General features: G+C 70.9%; 16 protein-coding genes. 14 read left to right on the forward strand and 2 right to left on the reverse strand.

Features of this window, described 5'->3' with window-relative positions:
- The first annotated feature begins 283 nt into the window (after positions 1-283).
- The 13 genes from P3T29_RS15395 (at position 284) to P3T29_RS15455 (ending at position 12,742) form a co-directional block, all read left to right on the forward strand.
- The gene (locus tag P3T29_RS15395; RefSeq protein ID WP_280717008.1) at positions 284-1,438 is read left to right on the forward strand and encodes a DUF692 family multinuclear iron-containing protein; all 1,155 of its coding nucleotides are present in this window, start codon (positions 284-286) and stop codon (positions 1,436-1,438) included.
- Positions 1,438-2,256 carry a DUF692 family multinuclear iron-containing protein gene (locus P3T29_RS15400; RefSeq protein WP_280717009.1) on the forward strand — a complete coding sequence of 273 codons (819 nt, stop codon included), beginning with the start codon at positions 1,438-1,440 and terminating at the stop codon, positions 2,254-2,256. Before P3T29_RS15395 ends, P3T29_RS15400 begins: the two co-directional genes overlap by 1 nt.
- Positions 2,195-2,737, forward strand: a complete 543-nt coding sequence (locus P3T29_RS15405) for a hypothetical protein (RefSeq protein WP_280717010.1) — start codon at positions 2,195-2,197, stop codon at positions 2,735-2,737. The genes P3T29_RS15400 and P3T29_RS15405 overlap by 62 nt, the downstream gene beginning before the upstream one ends.
- A complete protein-coding gene (locus P3T29_RS15410; protein WP_280717011.1) occupies positions 2,734-4,077 on the forward strand; it encodes an MATE family efflux transporter in 1,344 nt (447 codons plus the stop codon). The genes P3T29_RS15405 and P3T29_RS15410 overlap by 4 nt, the downstream gene beginning before the upstream one ends.
- 35 nt (positions 4,078-4,112) lie before the next feature.
- Positions 4,113-5,024, forward strand: coding sequence for an LLM class flavin-dependent oxidoreductase (locus P3T29_RS15415; protein WP_280717012.1), 912 nt, complete (start codon positions 4,113-4,115; stop codon positions 5,022-5,024).
- Between the two features lie 267 nt (positions 5,025-5,291).
- Positions 5,292-6,128 (forward strand): hypothetical protein, encoded by an 837-nt coding sequence (locus tag P3T29_RS15420; RefSeq protein ID WP_280717013.1) that lies wholly within the window; start codon positions 5,292-5,294, stop codon positions 6,126-6,128.
- A 106-nt stretch (positions 6,129-6,234) separates the two neighbouring features.
- Positions 6,235-7,083, forward strand: a complete 849-nt coding sequence (locus P3T29_RS15425) for a hypothetical protein (RefSeq protein ID WP_280717014.1) — start codon at positions 6,235-6,237, stop codon at positions 7,081-7,083.
- Positions 7,080-7,934: a hypothetical protein gene (locus P3T29_RS15430; protein WP_280717015.1), complete on the forward strand. Its 855-nt coding sequence runs from the start codon at positions 7,080-7,082 to the stop codon at positions 7,932-7,934. The genes P3T29_RS15425 and P3T29_RS15430 overlap by 4 nt, the downstream gene beginning before the upstream one ends.
- The gene (locus P3T29_RS15435) at positions 7,931-8,929 is read left to right on the forward strand and encodes a hypothetical protein (protein WP_280717016.1); all 999 of its coding nucleotides are present in this window, start codon (positions 7,931-7,933) and stop codon (positions 8,927-8,929) included. The genes P3T29_RS15430 and P3T29_RS15435 overlap by 4 nt, the downstream gene beginning before the upstream one ends.
- A 150-nt stretch (positions 8,930-9,079) precedes the next feature.
- Positions 9,080-10,099: an ABC transporter ATP-binding protein gene (locus P3T29_RS15440; protein ID WP_280717017.1), complete on the forward strand. Its 1,020-nt coding sequence runs from the start codon at positions 9,080-9,082 to the stop codon at positions 10,097-10,099.
- Positions 10,083-10,988, forward strand: a complete 906-nt coding sequence (locus P3T29_RS15445; protein ID WP_280717018.1) for an ABC transporter permease subunit — start codon at positions 10,083-10,085, stop codon at positions 10,986-10,988. The genes P3T29_RS15440 and P3T29_RS15445 overlap by 17 nt, the downstream gene beginning before the upstream one ends.
- 9 nt (positions 10,989-10,997) lie before the next feature.
- Positions 10,998-11,915, forward strand: a complete 918-nt coding sequence (locus tag P3T29_RS15450) for an ABC transporter ATP-binding protein (RefSeq protein WP_280717019.1) — start codon at positions 10,998-11,000, stop codon at positions 11,913-11,915.
- A 110-nt stretch (positions 11,916-12,025) separates the two neighbouring features.
- Entirely contained in the window at positions 12,026-12,742 is a 717-nt protein-coding gene (locus tag P3T29_RS15455; RefSeq protein ID WP_280717020.1) for an ABC transporter permease subunit, read from the forward strand.
- 93 nt (positions 12,743-12,835) lie between these two features.
- On the opposite strand, the gene P3T29_RS15460 is transcribed toward P3T29_RS15455, so the two are convergent.
- Both P3T29_RS15460 and P3T29_RS15465 read right to left on the reverse strand, forming a co-directional pair.
- Positions 12,836-14,083, reverse strand: a complete 1,248-nt coding sequence (locus tag P3T29_RS15460) for an MFS transporter (RefSeq protein ID WP_280717021.1) — start codon at positions 14,081-14,083, stop codon at positions 12,836-12,838.
- Positions 14,084-14,145: 62 nt separating this feature from the next.
- Positions 14,146-14,877: a FadR/GntR family transcriptional regulator gene (locus P3T29_RS15465; protein WP_280717022.1), complete on the reverse strand. Its 732-nt coding sequence runs from the start codon at positions 14,875-14,877 to the stop codon at positions 14,146-14,148.
- Positions 14,878-15,299: 422 nt separating this feature from the next.
- Between P3T29_RS15465 and P3T29_RS15470 the strand changes: the two genes are divergently transcribed.
- A complete protein-coding gene (locus P3T29_RS15470; protein WP_280717023.1) occupies positions 15,300-17,099 on the forward strand; it encodes an LCP family protein in 1,800 nt (599 codons plus the stop codon).
- Positions 17,100-17,183: the final 84 nt, after the last annotated feature.

Genomic DNA, 17,183 nt, shown 5'->3' on the forward strand with positions numbered 1-17,183 from the left:
ACAGAATGATCGACATCCAGGACATCGAGGTCATGGCTGAGGCCCTGACCTGCGGCAGCTACAACAAGGGCTGAATTCGGGCAGGTTGATGCCTGCCGGCGAGTGTGGCCAGTGCATCGCATTCAGGTGGGGAGGTGAACAGAATGATCGACATCCAGGACATCGAGGTCATGGCTGAGGCCCTGACCTGCGGCAGCTACAACAAGGGCTGAGTCATTGTGTGGGCGCGCTCCGGAAGCGGAGCGCGCCCCCGCCGTACCCGGAAGCAGGTGGAGAGAAAGAGATGCAAGCGACAGTTCTGCCGGTCCGCGACGACCTGCTCCGCGTGGGCGGGTCGTTCACTCCGGGATTTCTCGACCCGGACCCGTCCCGGAGGCTCGCCATCGTCGGCGAAAATCCTTTCCTGGAATTCGGGTTCAATGAGTGGCGGAAATGGGAGAGCCTTGACGAGGTGCCGGCGGTCCCGGAATTCTCCCTGCACCTGGGGCGTACCGCGATCTGCGAAGGCCCGCGTGAACAGGCCCGCTACATCGACTACGTGATGGACCAGTCGGCCACCCGCCGCAACAAGCCGACCTCCATCGGAGTCCACGTCACCGGCGACCGGGCCCTGGGCGGCGGTTCCTTCGGACTCCACTCGTACTTCACCGGCACGAAGGAGGAAGAGGAGCGCGCCGTCCGCTTCCTCACCGACCTCCACCGGACCTCGGGCCTGCCCGTCTGGGTGGAGAACGCCAACTGCTACTCCGCCTCCGCCCGGGGCATCCTGGACGCCTGGCAGGCGGTGACGCGCATCTGCGAGAACACCGGCTCCGGCCTCATCGTCGACCTGGCCCACCTCTACATCGACGCCGTCAACTGCGGTGTCCCCGTGGAGGTGCTGCTCGGCGCGATCCCGTGGTCCCAGGTGGTCGAACTGCACCTGTCGGGCATCCGCACGGGACGGGACGGAACCCTCCACGACGGCCACTCCGTGGCGGTCCACGAAGGCGTGTGGTCGCTGCTGGACACCGTGCTGGACCAACGGTTGATCACGGAGACCCAGCCCGTCACCGTGATCGTCGAACACGCGGACCTCACCTGGACGGACCGGCCGGACCAGTACTACGCCGACTTCGCCCGGGCGGCATCGGCCCTGGAACGGCACCGGCTGGCGGGCATCGCGGGAGCCGGGGAGAAGGAGCCGCACGACTACGGCGTCCCCTACTGCCGCGCCTACCTCCGCCAGCTGTGCAAGGGCTGGATCCCGGGCCTCGCGGAGGCCTCCGAACAACGCGGCCTGTCCTACGTCGACCTGTTCGACCAGTGGGTGGACGACGTCCGCGCCCGCGGCAAGCGCATCGTCCTCAACCTCGACGAGATACCGTCGGCCGAACGTCCTGGCGCGGTCAGCGCCCCCCAGGACTTGCTGGCCTACGCCAAGGAGAAGCTGCGCTGATGCTGATCGGTGTCAATGTGACCTCGCCGGACACCTTGGAGATGGCCTGCGGGCTGCGCGACTCGGGTCACGTCGACTTCGTCGAAGTCCTGATCGACGGCTTCGCCCACCTCGACCCGAAGGAGTTCCGCCGCACGGTCGGTGACCTCCCGGTTGGCTGCCACATCATGCTCTCCCGGTTCCTCGACCCGGACCGAGCGCGCCTCGACCACTACCTGAACCTGGTGAACCAGTGGCAGGCGGACTGCGGCCTGCTCTACGTCAGCGACCACATCGCCCACTTCTCCCACAACGGCCAGCCGCTGTCCCTGGCCCTGGAGGTGGACTACCACGCCTGGCAGCCGGTGATCGACTCCGTGCGCGCATGGCAGGAGGAGCTCGGCACCGTCCTCGCCGTGGAGAACTTCCCCTCGCAGGCGCCCTCCGACATCCCCCAGGCCCGCGCCTACGCCGAGCTCGCCGAAGCCACCGGATGCGAAGTCCTCATGGACGTGTCCAACGCGATGGTCGCCCAGCTCAACACCGGGCAGCCCGCCGCCGCGTGGGCCGACGTGCCGGGCGTAGGCCGCAGGTTCCACCTGGCCGGCTACAGCCCCTCTCCGACGTCCGCCTCGCTCATCATCGACAGCCACGACTCCCCCGTCAGCGACGACACCCTCGACCTGGTGACGTTGTTCGCCGGCCGCGCCGCACCGGACGCCACGCTCGTCGTCGAACGCGACGCCAACCACGACCTGGACGAATGGAGAACGGACCTTGACCGCACACGCGCCGCAGTCGTCGCGGCTCAACGCCTGCATCAGCCCCACTGCACGTAACTCCCTCGCCCCGGGATCCCGTGACCGGCTGATCGCCCAGGAATCGCTCCGCATCCGCTGGCACCAGCTCTTCGACCGCATCCCGCAGCTGGCCGAACGCCTGCCGGACACCACCGACCTCTACGAGGCCTTCCTCGAGTGGGCGGTGGCCGCGGGCAGACGGCTGGACTGGCGCATGCACCTGCACTTCCTCGAATTCCTGGACCGCGAGGGAATCGCCCTCCGGCCGCAGGACCACATCGAACTGCTCGCGGCCTCGGCCGCACGCTGGTTCGCCTCACCGGAGCACCGGCACCGAGGCCTGGCCCTCACCACCGGGACCACCGCCCCCAAGGTCGTCGTGGCGCTCAAGGGGCACGTACCCCTGGAGCGCGGCCGCGTGAAGCTCGCCGAGGTGCCGGGGCTGGACCCGGCACCGGGCATCCGGTGGTCGCTCTCCCGTTCCGGCGATTTCGCCGTCCTCACCTGGAGCCCGCTGTGACCGGCGCGACCACCCCCACCCCGTCGCTGGGCCGGCGCGTCCTCGCCCTGATGGGCCCCATGATGGTGGCGTCCGTCATGGGCCAGGCCATCGCCCAGACCGATCTGTGGGTGATCAGCACCCTGGGCGAGCAGGCTGTGGCCGCCGCGGCCCTGCCGCAGCGCCTGCTCCTCCTCGACTCGATCACCGCCATGGCCATGGGGCCCGTCGTCGGGCTGTCCGTGGCCGGGGCTCTGTCCGCCCACGCACGCCGGCGGGCGGTGCAGAGCGGGCTGGTCGGTGCCACGGCCGCCGGGCTGCTCATCGCGGCGATCGGCCTGGCCGTGCTGCCGTACCTCGTGGACACCCTGGTCGCCGCACCGGGTATCCGCGACGACACGCGGTCGGCCCTCTTCTGGCTGTTGATAGCCGCCCCCGTACGCCTCGCACAGTTCGTCGGCGCCATGGCACTCTTCGCGCTCCGGCGCTCGCGCCCCCTTCTCACGCTGTACGCCGTAGCCGTCGTCGCCAACGCCGCGCTCGATTGGTTCTTCGTGCACGGGGCCGGACTGGGATTCGCCGGCGCCTACGCCGCGACCTCCGTCATCGCCGCCCTCGAATGCGCCGTCACCGTAGGGCTGCTGCGTGATCACCTGTCCCTCTCCCTCCGGCTCCGTGACAGCGCACGCTGGCTGCGCCAGGTGGCGCGCACCATGCTCACGGAGTGGGGGCACATGCTCTCGGTGATCGGCTTCGACCTGCTCCTGGTCCTCGCGCTGACCCTCAGGGCCTCGTGGGACGACCGGCTCGCCGCGTTCTCCGCCGGGGCCGTCCTCACGGCGACGCTGAACATCCCGATCACGGCCATGGTCAACGCGACCGGCATGGTCTGCACGGGCGCGGCCCCCTCCGCCCGGGACTGGCGGAACCTGCGCGGAGGCGTCCTGGCCGTGTCCGCAACCGTCGGCGTCCTCGTCGCGACCGCGGCCTGGACGGTGCTGCCCGGGTTCTACGGTCTGCACGGCGCGGCCGCGACCTGGTTCACCTGGCTGATGGTCGCTCAGGCCACCGCCCTCCCTCTCCGCCTCCTGGCCGCCACCGCCGAAGGCCGGCACAAGGCCGCCGACCGCTTCGGGGTGGTGCTGCGCCTGCGTCTGCTCCAGGAGCTCGGCATCGCCCTGCCCGTCTTCCTCGCGGGCCTGCTGACGGACAACGCGGTCCTCGCCTGGTCGGGCATCGTGCTGGGCTGCGCGGTCAACTACCGGCTGCTCCAAGCCCCAGCGCCCCGGCGCCCACCGGGGCTGCCCTTCGGCGTCCGGCACGCCGACCGAGCCGACGGGAAGGCCCTGAGCCATCCCTGAGACCACGGCGGCTGCGTGTGCTCGCCGCGCTGCCGGTGCATCCGACTAGGGTCAACGGCATGCGTCTGAGCACCGTGATCCTCCCCGTCCACCGATGGAGCGAGGGACAGAAGATCTGGCGGCGGGCCGAGGAGCTCGGGTTCCATGCCGCGTACACGTATGACCACCTCTCCTGGCGGTCGTTCCGGGACGAGCCGTGGTTCGGGGCGGTTCCGACGCTGACGGCGGCTGCGGCGGCGACTGAGCGGATCCGCCTGGGCACGCTCGTCACGTCACCGAACTTCCGCCATCCCGTCACGCTGGCGAAGGAGCTGGTCTCGCTCGACGAGATCTCGGGCGGGCGGGTGACGGTCGGGATCGGGGCCGGGGGGACCGGGTTCGATGCCACCGTGATGGGCCAGGAGGCGTGGTCGCCGAAGGAGCGGGCGGACCGTTTCGCGGAGTTCCTGCCACTGCTCGACAAGCTGCTGACCCAGGACGCCACGACCGAGCAGGGCACCTACTACTCGGCCGTCGAGGCGCGGAACATCCCCGGCTGCGTGCAGGCGCCGAGGGTGCCGTTCTACGTCGCGGCCACCGGACCGCGCGGGCTGCGGCTGGCGGCCGAGCACGGGCAGGGCTGGGTGACGTACGGGGACCCGCGCGGTCCGGGCGACGTGCCGGTCGAGCTGGCTCCTGCCGTGATCGAGGCGCAGCTGGGCAAGCTGCGGGCCGCGTGCGAAGCGCAGGGGCGGGACGTGGACAGCCTGGAGAAGGTGCTGCTGCAGGGGTCGACGGCGGAGCGCCCACTCGCCTCGCTGGACGCCTTCGTCGACTGGGCGGGCAGGTACCGCGACCTGGGCATCACCGAACTCGTCATCCACTGGCCGGTCCCCGACTCGATCTTCGAGAATGATCTCGCCGTCTTCGAGCGGATCGCCACCGAGGCCCTGGCCCAGTTGGGTTGAGGCCCGGCCGGGGCACATTCCGCAGCCGGTGCGGGAGCGCCACGGCCGTCGGTGCCGAACGGGGGCTCGTTGCGGTTCGGTCACGACATGTCCGGTTGGTCGGGCAATGGGCGGACTGTCGGGGGTAAGCGAGTTGTTGGTGGAGTTGAAGGACTCTCATAATTCCAGCTGAGATGCGTGTTGGTTGGCTTCAGGGGCGAGTTGGGGGTGCCCGGAGCTGGAGCCGCGCGCGGTCCGAATCCGTTCAGCTGGGGGAGCCCCTTGACCGTGCCCGAAAGCATGCCCGAAGGCGTGCCCGAAGACCTTCCACCACAGTTCGGGGAGCCCGAGGCGTCTGCCGGCGCGCGGAAGCTGCCGCGCGCCGTCGGCATTGCGCTCGCGACCGCCGGGCTGCTCGCCGTGACCGCGACCAGTGCTGCCGTGACCGTCGCCGTCGGCAAGCCGGACCGGAGCCCGCGAGCGGTCGTGCTGGCCTCCGCGCCGCACAGCGTCCCGACGCCGACGACCGCTCCCGCACCCACGGCGGGTGCCACCCCGGTGCCCCTGCCGAGTACGCCGCCGGCGCCCGCTCCCGCACCGAGCAGCACCGTGCACGGCAGCGTCGACGGGGACACACACGGCGGCGACATCCGCTACTTCCTCCTCCCGATACCGGCCGGCGGCGAGTCGTACGGCTCCACCGACGGCGTCACGCTGACGTCGAAGGAGGTGGCGTCCGAGTTCGGGAACGCGGACGACATGGGGCACGTCCTCGACTCGTACGGCTACCAGGACGACGCGGCCGTCCGCCACTACCGCTCCGCCGACGGCCAGCAGGAGGTCACCTCCCGGCTGCTGCGCTTCAAGTCGGCGCGGATGGCGAAGGAGTTCGCCAAGGGCATGTCCTTCAAGTCGGGGGACTCCTTCGACATCGACGGTGACAGCGCCGCCCAGGGCATCGTGGTCAAGCCCGACCAGGACGGCTGGCTCGGCGAACTGATCGGCGTCTCGTCCGTCGGCGACGTCGAGTACCAGGTCACGGTGCTCGTGAAGGGCAACGCGGACAAGGCCCTGCTGATGGACGCGATGAAGCGGCAGCGCGATCAGCTGGCCAACGGTGGCTGAGCACCAGCCGGCCGCCGAGCCGGTCCCGTCCCCCGCAGCGCCGGAACCCACGCCCGCGCCTGAGTCCGTGCCCGCGCCTGAGTCCGTACCTGCCTTGGAGCACCCCGTGACCACCGAGCCCGCAGAGACTGCGGAGCCGTCAGAGCTGCCAGAGCTCGCAGCGCCCGCAGAAACTGCGGGGCTGTCAGAGCTGCCCGAGCCGTCCGAGCCGTCCGAGCCGTCCGAGTCAGCCGAGCCGTCAGAACCGGCCGAGCCGGCTGCGGCTCGGCGTCCCCGCACCGCCCGGCTGCTGGTCGCGGCGCTGCTGCTGGGGCCGTTGGTCGGCGGCGGTGTCGGTTACGCGATCCAGGCCGGCCGGCCCCGGACGCCGCTCCCGGCGCTCCGGGTGGGCGCGCCGCAGTACGTCGCCACCGTCGTCGACGGGAAGGGCGCGGTCGACGCGGGGCCGAAGCCGCTCAACATCGACGGTGACCTGCGCAAGCTGCTGATCAGCAAGCCCGCCGATGCGGACGACATGACCGACGGGCTCGGCGCCGACTCCGGCTGGGCCAGCGTCGGTGATGTCGCGCTGACCTACACCGATGCCGACGTCCGGTTCAGGGAGATGCTGTTCACCGGATTCCGCCGCGACGCGATCGCCAGCTGGAAGAAGAACGACACCGTCTACCGGGTCGAACTCGTCCAGTACGACGCGACCCACGTGGCCGAGGCGGTGAACGCCGTGTCGAGCAACGTGCCGGCGGACTCCCACCCGCTGGACGGGACGGTCGACGGCACGTACGACGCGCCCAGCACGCCCAGCACGTACTCCGAAACCCACGAGCAGTACTACTACGGGAAGGCGAGCGCCCGGCGCGGCGACGTGATCATGCGGGTCTCCATCTACTCCCCCAACCAGGTCAACGCCGATGAGCTCAAGGACATCGCCGAGCGTCAGTGGGAGCGGCTGGTATGAGTGAGATGACCGAAGCGAGTCCGATCCCCGAGCAGCAGGCCCCGGCCGAGCCCGCCGTGACACCTGCTGGGACACCTGCTGGGACGCCTACCGTGACACCTGCTGGGACACCCGGCAGGAGGCCCGGCCCGGCTCTGCGTATCGCGGCGGCCGTGGTCGCGGCCGCCCTGCTCGGCGTCGGTATCGGCGTGGGCGTCATCAAGGTCGAGTACGACGATGCCGCCCCCACCGCCGCGCCCGCTCCCGCCGCGCTGCCCAGCGCCTCGGCGAGCCCGTCCTTCGGCGCGAAGTCCAACGGCACCCACTTCGGGTCCATGCGCGACCTGTTGGTGCCGCTCCCCGAGGGGTACACCCTCGGGCCGGACGACGGCGCCTACGGCAACGACACCGAGCTGACGGCCGACCAGCGGACGGCCTGGATCGAGGACTCCGTCCGGGGCTACCCCCAGAAGCTGCAGGACGCCATCCGCAGCCAGTGGCAGCAGTTCCAGCTCAAGGGCGCCGGGATCCGCAGCTACGTCTCCCCGGACACCAGTTTCACGGTGACGATGTGGCTGCTCCAGTACCACCAGGACGCGGTCAAGGCCGACAACACCTGGGTGAGCGTGCTGGGTTCGGACTCCGGCCTGTTCCGGATCGGCCCGGACATCGCCGGGCACAGCGAGGCGCACTGCTACCTGCCGTTCGCCGATCCCGGCGCGAAGATCGACCGTCTGATCTGCTCGGCGGCCGAGGGCGATCTCCGGGTGGAGATGCGGGTGGAGGGCATCGCCCCGCTGCCCAAGGACAAGGCCGTGACCATCTTCAACCAGCAGCTCGACCGGCTGGCCCGCCCAGGAGCGTCCACATGACCGACCCGACCGACCCGATGGCGCCCGCCCACCCGACCGGCCCGGCCGAACCGACCGCCCCGACGGTCGTGACGGTCGCGGCCGACCCGACGGTCCCCGCCGACCTGACCGACCTCCTGGAGATGGCGGAGACGGCCGATTCGCCCGCCGTGGCGAAAGCTCGCAAGCCCAGGGGCCCGGCCGTGCTGCGGTGGAGTGCCGCCGTGCTAGTCCTGCTGCTGTCGGGTGCGGCGACGGGGTGGGCCGTGACCGTCCCCGAGCGTACGAAGCTCCCCGGTCTGGAGACGCCGAACGACGGCCGGTACGCGTTCCCCCAACTGACGCTGCCCCCACTGCCGTCGGGCAAGCCCAAGCCGAGCGATCCGGCCTCCGGCCAGCGTCACTACGCGGACCTGCGGCAGCTCCTGCTGCCCGCGCCGAAGGGCGCGACGGTACTCCAGGCCGCGTCCCCGTCACCGTCGGCCTCCGCAGCCCCGTCGGCGTCGGCCTCCGTGTCGGCCTCCGCCTCCGTCTCCGCCACGGCGAGTGCTGCCACCCGGGTGGGCCCGGCCTTGGCCGACTGGGTGCCCTGCACGGACTACGCCGTCGCGGACAAGAACACCGAGACGCTCAAGATCCTGCTGACGGAGAACGCCTGCCGCGCCGCCACCAAGCGCGTCTGGACGGCTGCGGACGGCACCCGTACCGAGATCTGGCTGCTGCACTTCGGCTCCGAGGACGAGGCTGCGGCTTTCAACTCCAAGGCGAGGGACGGCGATCTCCGAGCCGTCCCCGGCCTGACCTCGGCCAACGCGACGATCGACACGTCGATCGACGCCAAGTCGATCGTCGCGTTCACCTCCGGGACGGCGGGCGGCAAGGCCGAGCCGGTCGGCCGGGTCGCGTACCTGGACGAGGGTGACATCGAGGCGGAGATCGTGATGACCAACCCGAAGGGCGTCCCGCTGCAGGCGTTCCGTCAGGTGATGGTCCTCCAGGACGAGCTGCTCTCTTAGGCCCTGTCCGACCCGCTGCGCTGCACCCGGATGAGAGAGACGGGCCGATCCCCTAGGGGATCGGCCCGTCTCTCTCATCCCAAAGGTGCAGAGGCGCTTCGTCATCCCAGCTCATACCCCTGAGCGGCGTTGAGCGCTAGGTTGGTCGATGTGTCAACTGTCATCAAGACGGACGGCCTCACCAAGAGGTTCCCCCGGGTAACTGCCCTTGACCAGCTCACCGTTGAGGTGCGGCCGGGGGTGGTCGGCCTGGTGGGTTCGAACGGCGCGGGCAAGTCCACACTGATCAAGATCCTGCTCGGCCTGGCTCCGGCCACCGCCGGCACCGGCGAGGTTCTCGGCCTGGACATCGCCACCGAGGGCCCGGCCATCCGTGAGCTGGTCGGCTACATGCCGGAGCACGACTGCCTCCCACCGGACGTCTCCGCGACCGAGTTCGTGGTGCACATGGCGCGGATGGCCGGCCTGCCGGCCGCCGCCGCCCGGGAGCGGACGGCCGACACGCTGCGCCATGTCGGCCTCTACGAGGAGCGCTACCGCCCGATGGGCGGGTACTCCACCGGCATGAAGCAGCGCGTCAAGCTGGCCCAGGCGCTGGTCCACGACCCGAAGCTGGTGCTGCTGGACGAGCCGACCAACGGCCTCGACCCGGTGGGCCGCGACGACATGCTCGCGCTGATCCGTCGCGTCTACACCGACTTCGGCATCTCGGTGCTGGTCACCACCCACCTGCTCGGTGAGCTGGAACGCACCTGCGACCACCTGGTCGTCATCGACGGCGGCCGCCTGCTGCGCTCCTCCTCCACCGCCTCCTTCACCGAGGCCACCCAGCTGCTCGCCGTCGAGGTCACCGACCACCCGGACGACCTCACCCTCGACGCCGACGCGGCCGTCCGCGAGCGGCTCACCGCCGCCGGGCTGTCCGTGCGACCCGACTCCTCCCGGGTGCTGCTGGTGGACATCCGGGACGACGAGACGTACGACATCGTCCGCGACACCGTGGCCGACCTGGGCCTCGGGCTGGTGCGCCTGGAGCAGCGTCGGCACCGCGTCGCCGAGATCTTCACCGACGAGGTCCCGGCCACCGACGAGGTCCCGGCCGCCGAGGCCGCTCCGACCATCGACAACAACGCTCTGACGGGGGGCACCGCAGATGTCACTGCCTCCTGAGAGCAGGACGCCCGACACGGGCGTGATCCACAACATCGGGTACCGCGCCTACGCCGGCCCACGGCTGGGCCGCTCGTACGCCACCCGGTCGCTCTTCGTGCAGAGCCTGCGGGCTGCCTACGGCCTCGGCCGGTCCGGCAAGTCCAAGGTGCTGCCGATGCTGATGCTCGCGCTGCCCGTACTGGTGGCCGTGATCGTGGTCGTCGTCGCGATCATGAGGAAGTCCGATCAGCTCAGCACCGACTACCCGCAGTTCCCGAGCATCCTGGCGCTGCTGGTGGAGATCTTCCTGGCCGCTCAGGCGCCCGTGCTGCTCTCCCGCGACCTGCGGAACAACACCGTCCCGCTGTACTTCTCCCGCCCGATCACCCGGGGCGACTACGTCCGGGCGAAGTTCGCGGCGATGGTCAGCGCCATGATGATCGTCATGGGTGCGCCGCTGGTGGTGCTCTACCTGGGCTCGATGCTGGCCGGGCAGAACCTGGGCCACAACACCGGGCACTTCCTGATCGGGCTGGTCACCGCGCTGCTCTACGCGCTGGTGTACTCCTCGATCGGGCTGCTGATCGCGGCGAGCACGCCGCGCCGGGGCTTCGGGGTCGCCTCGATCATGGGCGTGCTGGTGGTCAGCAACATCATCGCGGGCATCGTCTACGCCCTCAGCGGCGGTCCGCACGGGGGCGACATCACCCAGTCGTCCGACTGGGCGGCGGTGATCTCCCCGTCGATGCTGGTGGAGAGCTTCGTCAACCAGGTCTTCACGCTGGCCACCGACACGGGCGCGGTCCGCGCGCCGGGCGCGTTCGGCGCCGTGGTCTTCGCGGTCGAGATCGCCGTCATCATCGCGGGCTCCTACTGGCTCGTCGACCGCCGATACCGGAAGATCTGAGAGGTCGTCATGGCTGTAATCACCATCGACAAGGTCTCCCGCTGGTTCGGCAACGTGGTCGCCGTGAACGACGTGTCGATGTCCATCGGTCCCGGCGTCACCGGCCTGCTCGGGCCGAACGGCGCGGGCAAGTCCACGCTGATCCACCTGATGAGCGGCTTCCTCGCCCCGTCGTCCGGCGCGGTCACCCTGGACGGCGTGCCGATCTGGCGCAACCAGGCGGTCTACCGCGCCATCGGTCTCGTCCCCGAGCGGGAGTCGATGTACGACCACCTGACGGGGTGGGAGTTCGTCCTCGCCAACGCCGAGCTGCACGGCCTCGCCGAGCCGGGCGCGGCGGCGGAGCGGGCGCTCGCGCTGGTCGAGATGGAGTACGCCCAGGAGCGCCAGACCGGCACGTACTCGAAGGGCATGAAGCAGCGGGTCAAGATGGCCTCGGCGCTGGTCCACGACCCGTCCGTGCTGCTGCTGGACGAGCCGTTCAACGGCATGGACCCGCGCCAGCGGCTGCACCTGATGGAGCTGCTGCGGCGCTTCGGGGCCGACGGCCGTACGGTGCTCTTCTCCTCGCACATCCTGGAGGAGGTCGAACAGCTCGCCCGGCACATCGAGGTCGTCGTGGCGGGCCGGCACGCCGCCTCCGGCGACTTCCGCAAGATCCGCCGCCTGATGACGGACCGCCCGCACCGCTACCTGGTCCGCTCCAGCGACGACCGCCGGCTCGCCGCCGCCCTGATCGCGGACGGGTCGACGGCCGGCATCGAACTCGACTTCCACGAGCGGGCGCTGCGCATCGAGGCGATCAACTTCCAGGGCTTCACCACCCTGCTGCCGAAGGTCGCCAAGCAGGCCGGCATCCGGCTCTACACCGTCTCCCCGGCCGACGAGTCGTTGGAGAGCGTCTTCTCCTACCTGGTCGCCTCCTGACGCCCAGCCGTCTCCAGATGCCCAGTCGTCTCCCGACGCCTGGTCGCCTCCTGACACCCTGGTCGTCTCCCCACTCCCAGTCCCTCAGAGTCCCTCAGAAGGGCCGAACCGTGAACGTGACCGTTGCCAGGCTGACCGTACGCGGCCTGCTGGGGCGCCGCCGGGGCATCCTGCTGCTGGTCGTTCCTGCGGTGTTGCTGGCGATCTCCGTCTTCGCGCGGAACTCCAGCGCCGACAAGCACGACCTCGCCGTCAACATCCTCGGCACGCTCTCGCTCGGCACCCTGGTGCCGATCCTCGGCCTGGTGGTCGGCACGGGCGTGATCTCCACCGAGATCGACGACGGCTCGATCGTCTACCTGCTGGCGAAGCCGCTGCCCCGCTGGAAGATCATCACCACCAAGCTGGCCGTCGCGGTCGTCACCACCTGGCTGTTCGCCGCCGTCCCGACGCTGCTGGCCGGCCTGATCATCTACGGGACGCAGGACACCCTCGCCATCGCCTTCACCCTGGCCGCCCTGGTCGCCGGGACGGCTTACAGCGCGGTGTTCCTGCTGCTCGGCGTGGTCACCCGGCACGCCGTGGTGGCCGGGCTGGCGTACGCGCTGGTCTGGGAGAGCCTGGTCGGCAACTTCGTCAAGGGCGCCAAGACGCTGAGCATCCAGCAGTGGGGCCTGTCCCTCGCCAAGTCCGTCGCCGCCCACGGCACGATCGACGCGACGGTCGCCGTGGGGGTGGCCGTCCCGCTGCTGATCGCGGTGACCGTCGCCGCGACCGTCTTCGCCTCCGTCAAGCTGGCCGGCTTCACCATGACGGCCGAGGACTGAGCGGCGACCGTAGGCGGGGCAGATCGACGGGTGCACGTGACGGGGCCCGGGAGCGACAGTCGGCTCCCGGGCCCCGTCACGTGGACCACCCGGTCAGAGCGTGCGGTTGCGCCCCGCGCCCCAACCCGCCACGGCGGCCACGCCGGCGAAGGCGAGCATCAGGATCAGCGGGAGGTTCCAGCTGCCCGTCGCCTGGTGCAGCGCGCCCGCGCCGACCGGGCCGGCCGCCGCCACCAGGTAGCCGACGGCCTGGGTCATCCCGCCGAGCTGGGCCGCACCCGCCGCGCTGCCGGTCCGGAGCACGATGAAGGCCAGCGCCAGGCCGAGCGAGCCGCCCTGGGCGACACCGAGTACGGCGGCGGAGACCCAGGCACCGGAGACGGGGGCGACCAGCAGGCCGGTGATCCCCACGATGTTGAGCGCGACCATGGTGACCGCCAGACCGCGCTGGCGGGTCATCCGCCCGGCGGCCAGCGGGACCAGGAACGCGCCGGCGACCTGTACCAGGTTGCTGAACGCGAAGACCAGACCGGCCTCGCCACGGTCCATGCCGTGGTCGGCCAGGATCGTCGGCATCCAGGCGACCAGGGTGTAGACGAGCAGCGAGGAGATGCCCATGAAGAGGCTGATCTGCCAGGCCAGCGGCGAACGCCAGATGCCCTCGATCGGCCGGCCGACGGGGGCGGCGGCCACCACCGCCTTCTCCTGACGGGCCCTCTTCTGCTGACGGGCGAGCAACACCTGCGGCAGCCAGGCGACGGCCGCGATCAGCGCCAGCAGCGACCAGGCGCCCAGCGAGGCCTGCCAGCCGCCGCCGAGCGTCTTCTCCAGCGGCACCGAGATGCCCGCCGCCAGTGTCGCGCCGACCAGCATGGTGGTCGAGTAGACGCCCGTCATGGTCGCGGCCTTGTCCGGGAACTCGCGCTTGACGAGGCCCGGCATCGAGACGTTGAGTACGGCGATCGCGACGCCGATGACCATGCAGCCCGCGTACAGCGCGGCCATCGAGGGCAGCACCCGCAGCAGCACGCCCGCGCCGAGCACCAGCACGGCGCCGAGCACCACCCGCTCCGTGCCGAAGCGCCGGGTCAGCCTCGGGGTGAGCGGCGCGCCCAGGCCCTGGAACAGCACCGGGACGGTGGTGATCAGGCCGCTGGCGGTGGACGACAGCCCGAAGGTCCGCTGCACCTCGCCGACCATCGGGGAGATGGCCGCCAGGCAGGCCCGCATGTTCAGCGCGACCAGCACGATGCCGAACAGCAGCAGAGCGGGGTGCGCGAGCTTGGTGCGCGTACGGACGGCTGGGGCGACGACCGGCTGATGGGCACGGGTGATCGTCATGATGTGGTTTCGCTCCGAGCAGGTGGTACCGGAAAAGTTCGTAAGAGAGGGGGCGGGCCGCGTTACTTCCGCGCCGCGATGGTGGCGAGCAGCTGCTCCACGGCCGCCGTCGGCTCCGCGAGCAGCTCGCGACACGCGGCCTCGGCCCGCTCGGGGTCGCCGCTCTCGATCGCGTCGACCAGGGCCTCGTGGGTGGCGACGACCACCTCGGGCATCTCGTGGTCGCCGAAGGCCGTCCGCATCGACTCGCGGACGGACGCGCCGAAGTACTGGTAGATCTCGGTCAGCGCCGGGTTGTGGGCGGCCTCGACCACGGCGGTGTGGAACTCGAGGTCGTGCTCGACGGTGGCCTCGCGGCCGGACCGGTCGGGCTGCGTCGCGATGATCTCGGCCTCGCGGGCCAGCGCGGCCCGCATCCGGGCGATGTCCTCGGGGGTGTGCCGGACGGCGGCCAGCCGGGCCGCCTCGGCCTCCAGCGCGGCCCGGACCTCCAGCACGTCCCGCACCCCGGAGCGCTGCACACCGCGCAGCACCGAGGCCGGATCGCTGGTACTCCGGACGAACGTGCCCTCACCCTGCCGCGACACCAGCATCCCGGCGTGCACCAGCACCCGGATCGCCTCGCGCACGGTGTTCCGTCCGACCTGCAGCCGCTCGGCCAACTCGTGCTCGGTCGGGATCTTCCCGCCCACGGGCCAGACGCCCGCCCCGAGCTGCTCACGCAGCTGCTCGATCGTGGCATCGACCAGCGACCGCCGCCCGGGCGCCTGCAGTCCACTGTTCGCACTGGTCACGGCAGGCTCCTCTCCGACGGTCGACCCAGTCATCCTACAACCACTTGCCCGGTCATCCTACAACTGCCGAGGGCATCCGCTCGCGCAGGTGCCCGGGCTCTGTGTGCCGGCCCGCACGCTGCTGCCACCGGCCGCCGTGGGACGTCGTCGGCGCGGCCGACGGGTGGAGGAAGTGGCTGAATTGTGGAGAAACGGCCGACGTCAGGCCCTGGTCCTCGGAGAGAGGTGCAACAGGCAGCCCGGGCGGTGGCTCCGCATTGGTGCCTTTATATGCTCCGCAGAAGCTCTTCGCGTCTGCACGAGGAAGTGGCCGGTCCCCCGGCGGGGTTCACGGCACGTGCACGGTGTCTGGGGCGTTGGCTTCTGCGCGCGGCGCGGGTGCCGATGGCTGTTCTTCCTGTCGGCCGGTGAAGGGTGTACGTATGTCAGGCGAGAGGCCGGGACCGTCCGACCATGACGCCGGATGGTGGAGTGACGGCGCCCCTCAGCAGGAGGACGCCTTCCACGTTCCGGAGCCCGGTCGGCCGGCAGAGCGGGCGGCACAGCAGGCGGGGCAGCGGGCGGGTCAACCGGCCGGGCCCAGGCCGGGTGGCCGGGCCGATGCCCGGCGGGCGCAGCAGGGCCGGGGTCCCGGTGCCGACGGCCTGGCCGTCGACGGCGGCCGGGCGGCCGCCAAGGCGGCGGCCGCGCGGGGCAACGGGCGTGGGAAGAAGAAGGGGAACCGCAAGAAGGTCGTCATCTGGACGACGGTCGGCGCGCTCGGTGTGATCGCCGCCACCAGCGGGGCGATCTACTTCAAGCTCAACGGCAACATCACCACCTTCGCCAGCGACGGTCTGAGCAAGGACCGCCCGGCGGCGGCCACGGCCGACGCCAACGGCAACACCCCGGTGAACGTGCTGCTGATCGGCTCCGACTCGCGCGGCGGCGACAACAAGAACCTCGGCGGTGGCGGCGACGCCGGTGCGCGCTCCGACACCACGATCCTGCTGCACGTCTACGCCGACCACAAGCACGCCGTCGGCATCTCCATCCCGCGCGACGCGCTGGTCAGCATCCCGCCGTGCAAGCTGCCCAACGGCAGCTGGACCAAGGCGCAGACCAACGTCATGTTCAACTCCGCCTTCGCGGTGGGCGACACCGAGCAGGGCAACCCGGCCTGTACCCAGAACGCGCTGGAGCAGCTGACCAACCTGCGGATCGACCACACCATCGTGGTCAACTTCGAGGGTTTCGCCACCATGACCAGCGCCATCGGCGGCATCCCGGTCTGCATGCCGAACGCCATCTACGAGGGTGACCTCGATCCCAACCTCGGCCACAAGGGCAACCAGATCTTCGCCAAGGGCGAGCAGACGGTCTCCGGTCAGCAGGCGCTGGACTACGTCCGGCTGCGCCACGGCGTCGGCGACGGTTCGGACATCGGCCGGATGAAGCGTCAGCAGGCCTTCCTGTCCTCGCTGATCAAGAGCGTCAAGAGCAAGGGCATGGACCCGACCACCCTGCTCCCGCTGGCCGATGCCGCGACCAAGTCGCTGGTGGTCGACAAGGGCCTGGGCTCGGCGGCCAGCCTGATGTCCTTCGCGCTGTCGATGAAGAGCATCGACCTGCACAACATCAAGTTCATCACCACGCCGTGGAAGTACGAGGGCCCCCGGGTCGCGCTGGTGCACCCGGACACCGAGCAGCTGTTCGCCGCGCTGCGGGCGGACCGGACGCTGGACGGCCAGGACGCCAGCGGCGGCAACACGGCGCCCGCCTCGCCGCCCACCACCCAGGCCGCGCCGACACCGGCCGACGCACCGGCCGACCCGGGCACGGTCAAGGGCGCGGGCATCCGGGTCGCCGTCTACAACGGGACCACCACGACGGGGTTGACCGGCAAGGCGGCCGGCACGCTCAAGGCGTCGAAGTTCACCGTCACCAGCATGGGCAACGCCGCTTCGCAGACCCACGCCACCACGGTCGTCCAGTACGGCCCCGGTGAGAAGGCCGCAGCCCAGACCGTCGCGGCGCTCTTCCCCGGCGCCACCGTCGAGGCGGCCACCCGGGCCGGCGTCAGCCTGGTGCTGGGCCAGGACTACGCGGACGGGGGCGGCTCCGGCGGCTCCGGTGGTGCGGGGCCGGCCTCCGCAGCCGCGCCCGGCCCGCTCCCGAGCAGCGTCAGCGCCGCCGCCCGCTCGGCCGACGACGACCCGTGCGCGAACGTCTCGTACGGGTGACGGGTTGACAGGCTGACGGGCGGACAGTCACCCGCCACTGACACCGCCGCCCGCCAGGAGGAACAGTCCTGGCGGGCGGCGGTG

Source organism: Kitasatospora sp. MAP5-34 (genome assembly GCF_029894335.1).
Taxonomy (GTDB): Bacteria; Actinomycetota; Actinomycetes; order Streptomycetales; family Streptomycetaceae; genus Kitasatospora.

Bases quoted from the DNA above. Each gene is read 5' to 3' on its own strand.
- P3T29_RS15395 (WP_280717008.1), top strand. From the start codon at position 284: ATGCAAGCGACAGTTCTGCCGGTCCGCGACGACCTGCTCCGCGTGGGC.
- P3T29_RS15400 (WP_280717009.1), top strand. From the start codon at position 1,438: ATGCTGATCGGTGTCAATGTGACCTCGCCGGACACCTTGGAGATGGCC.
- P3T29_RS15430 (WP_280717015.1), top strand. From the start codon at position 7,080: ATGAGTGAGATGACCGAAGCGAGTCCGATCCCCGAGCAGCAGGCCCCG.
- P3T29_RS15435 (WP_280717016.1), top strand. From the start codon at position 7,931: ATGACCGACCCGACCGACCCGATGGCGCCCGCCCACCCGACCGGCCCG.
- P3T29_RS15445 (WP_280717018.1), top strand. From the start codon at position 10,083: ATGTCACTGCCTCCTGAGAGCAGGACGCCCGACACGGGCGTGATCCAC.
- P3T29_RS15450 (WP_280717019.1), top strand. From the start codon at position 10,998: ATGGCTGTAATCACCATCGACAAGGTCTCCCGCTGGTTCGGCAACGTG.
- P3T29_RS15460 (WP_280717021.1), bottom strand. From the start codon at position 14,083: ATGACGATCACCCGTGCCCATCAGCCGGTCGTCGCCCCAGCCGTCCGT.
- P3T29_RS15470 (WP_280717023.1), top strand. From the start codon at position 15,300: ATGTCAGGCGAGAGGCCGGGACCGTCCGACCATGACGCCGGATGGTGG.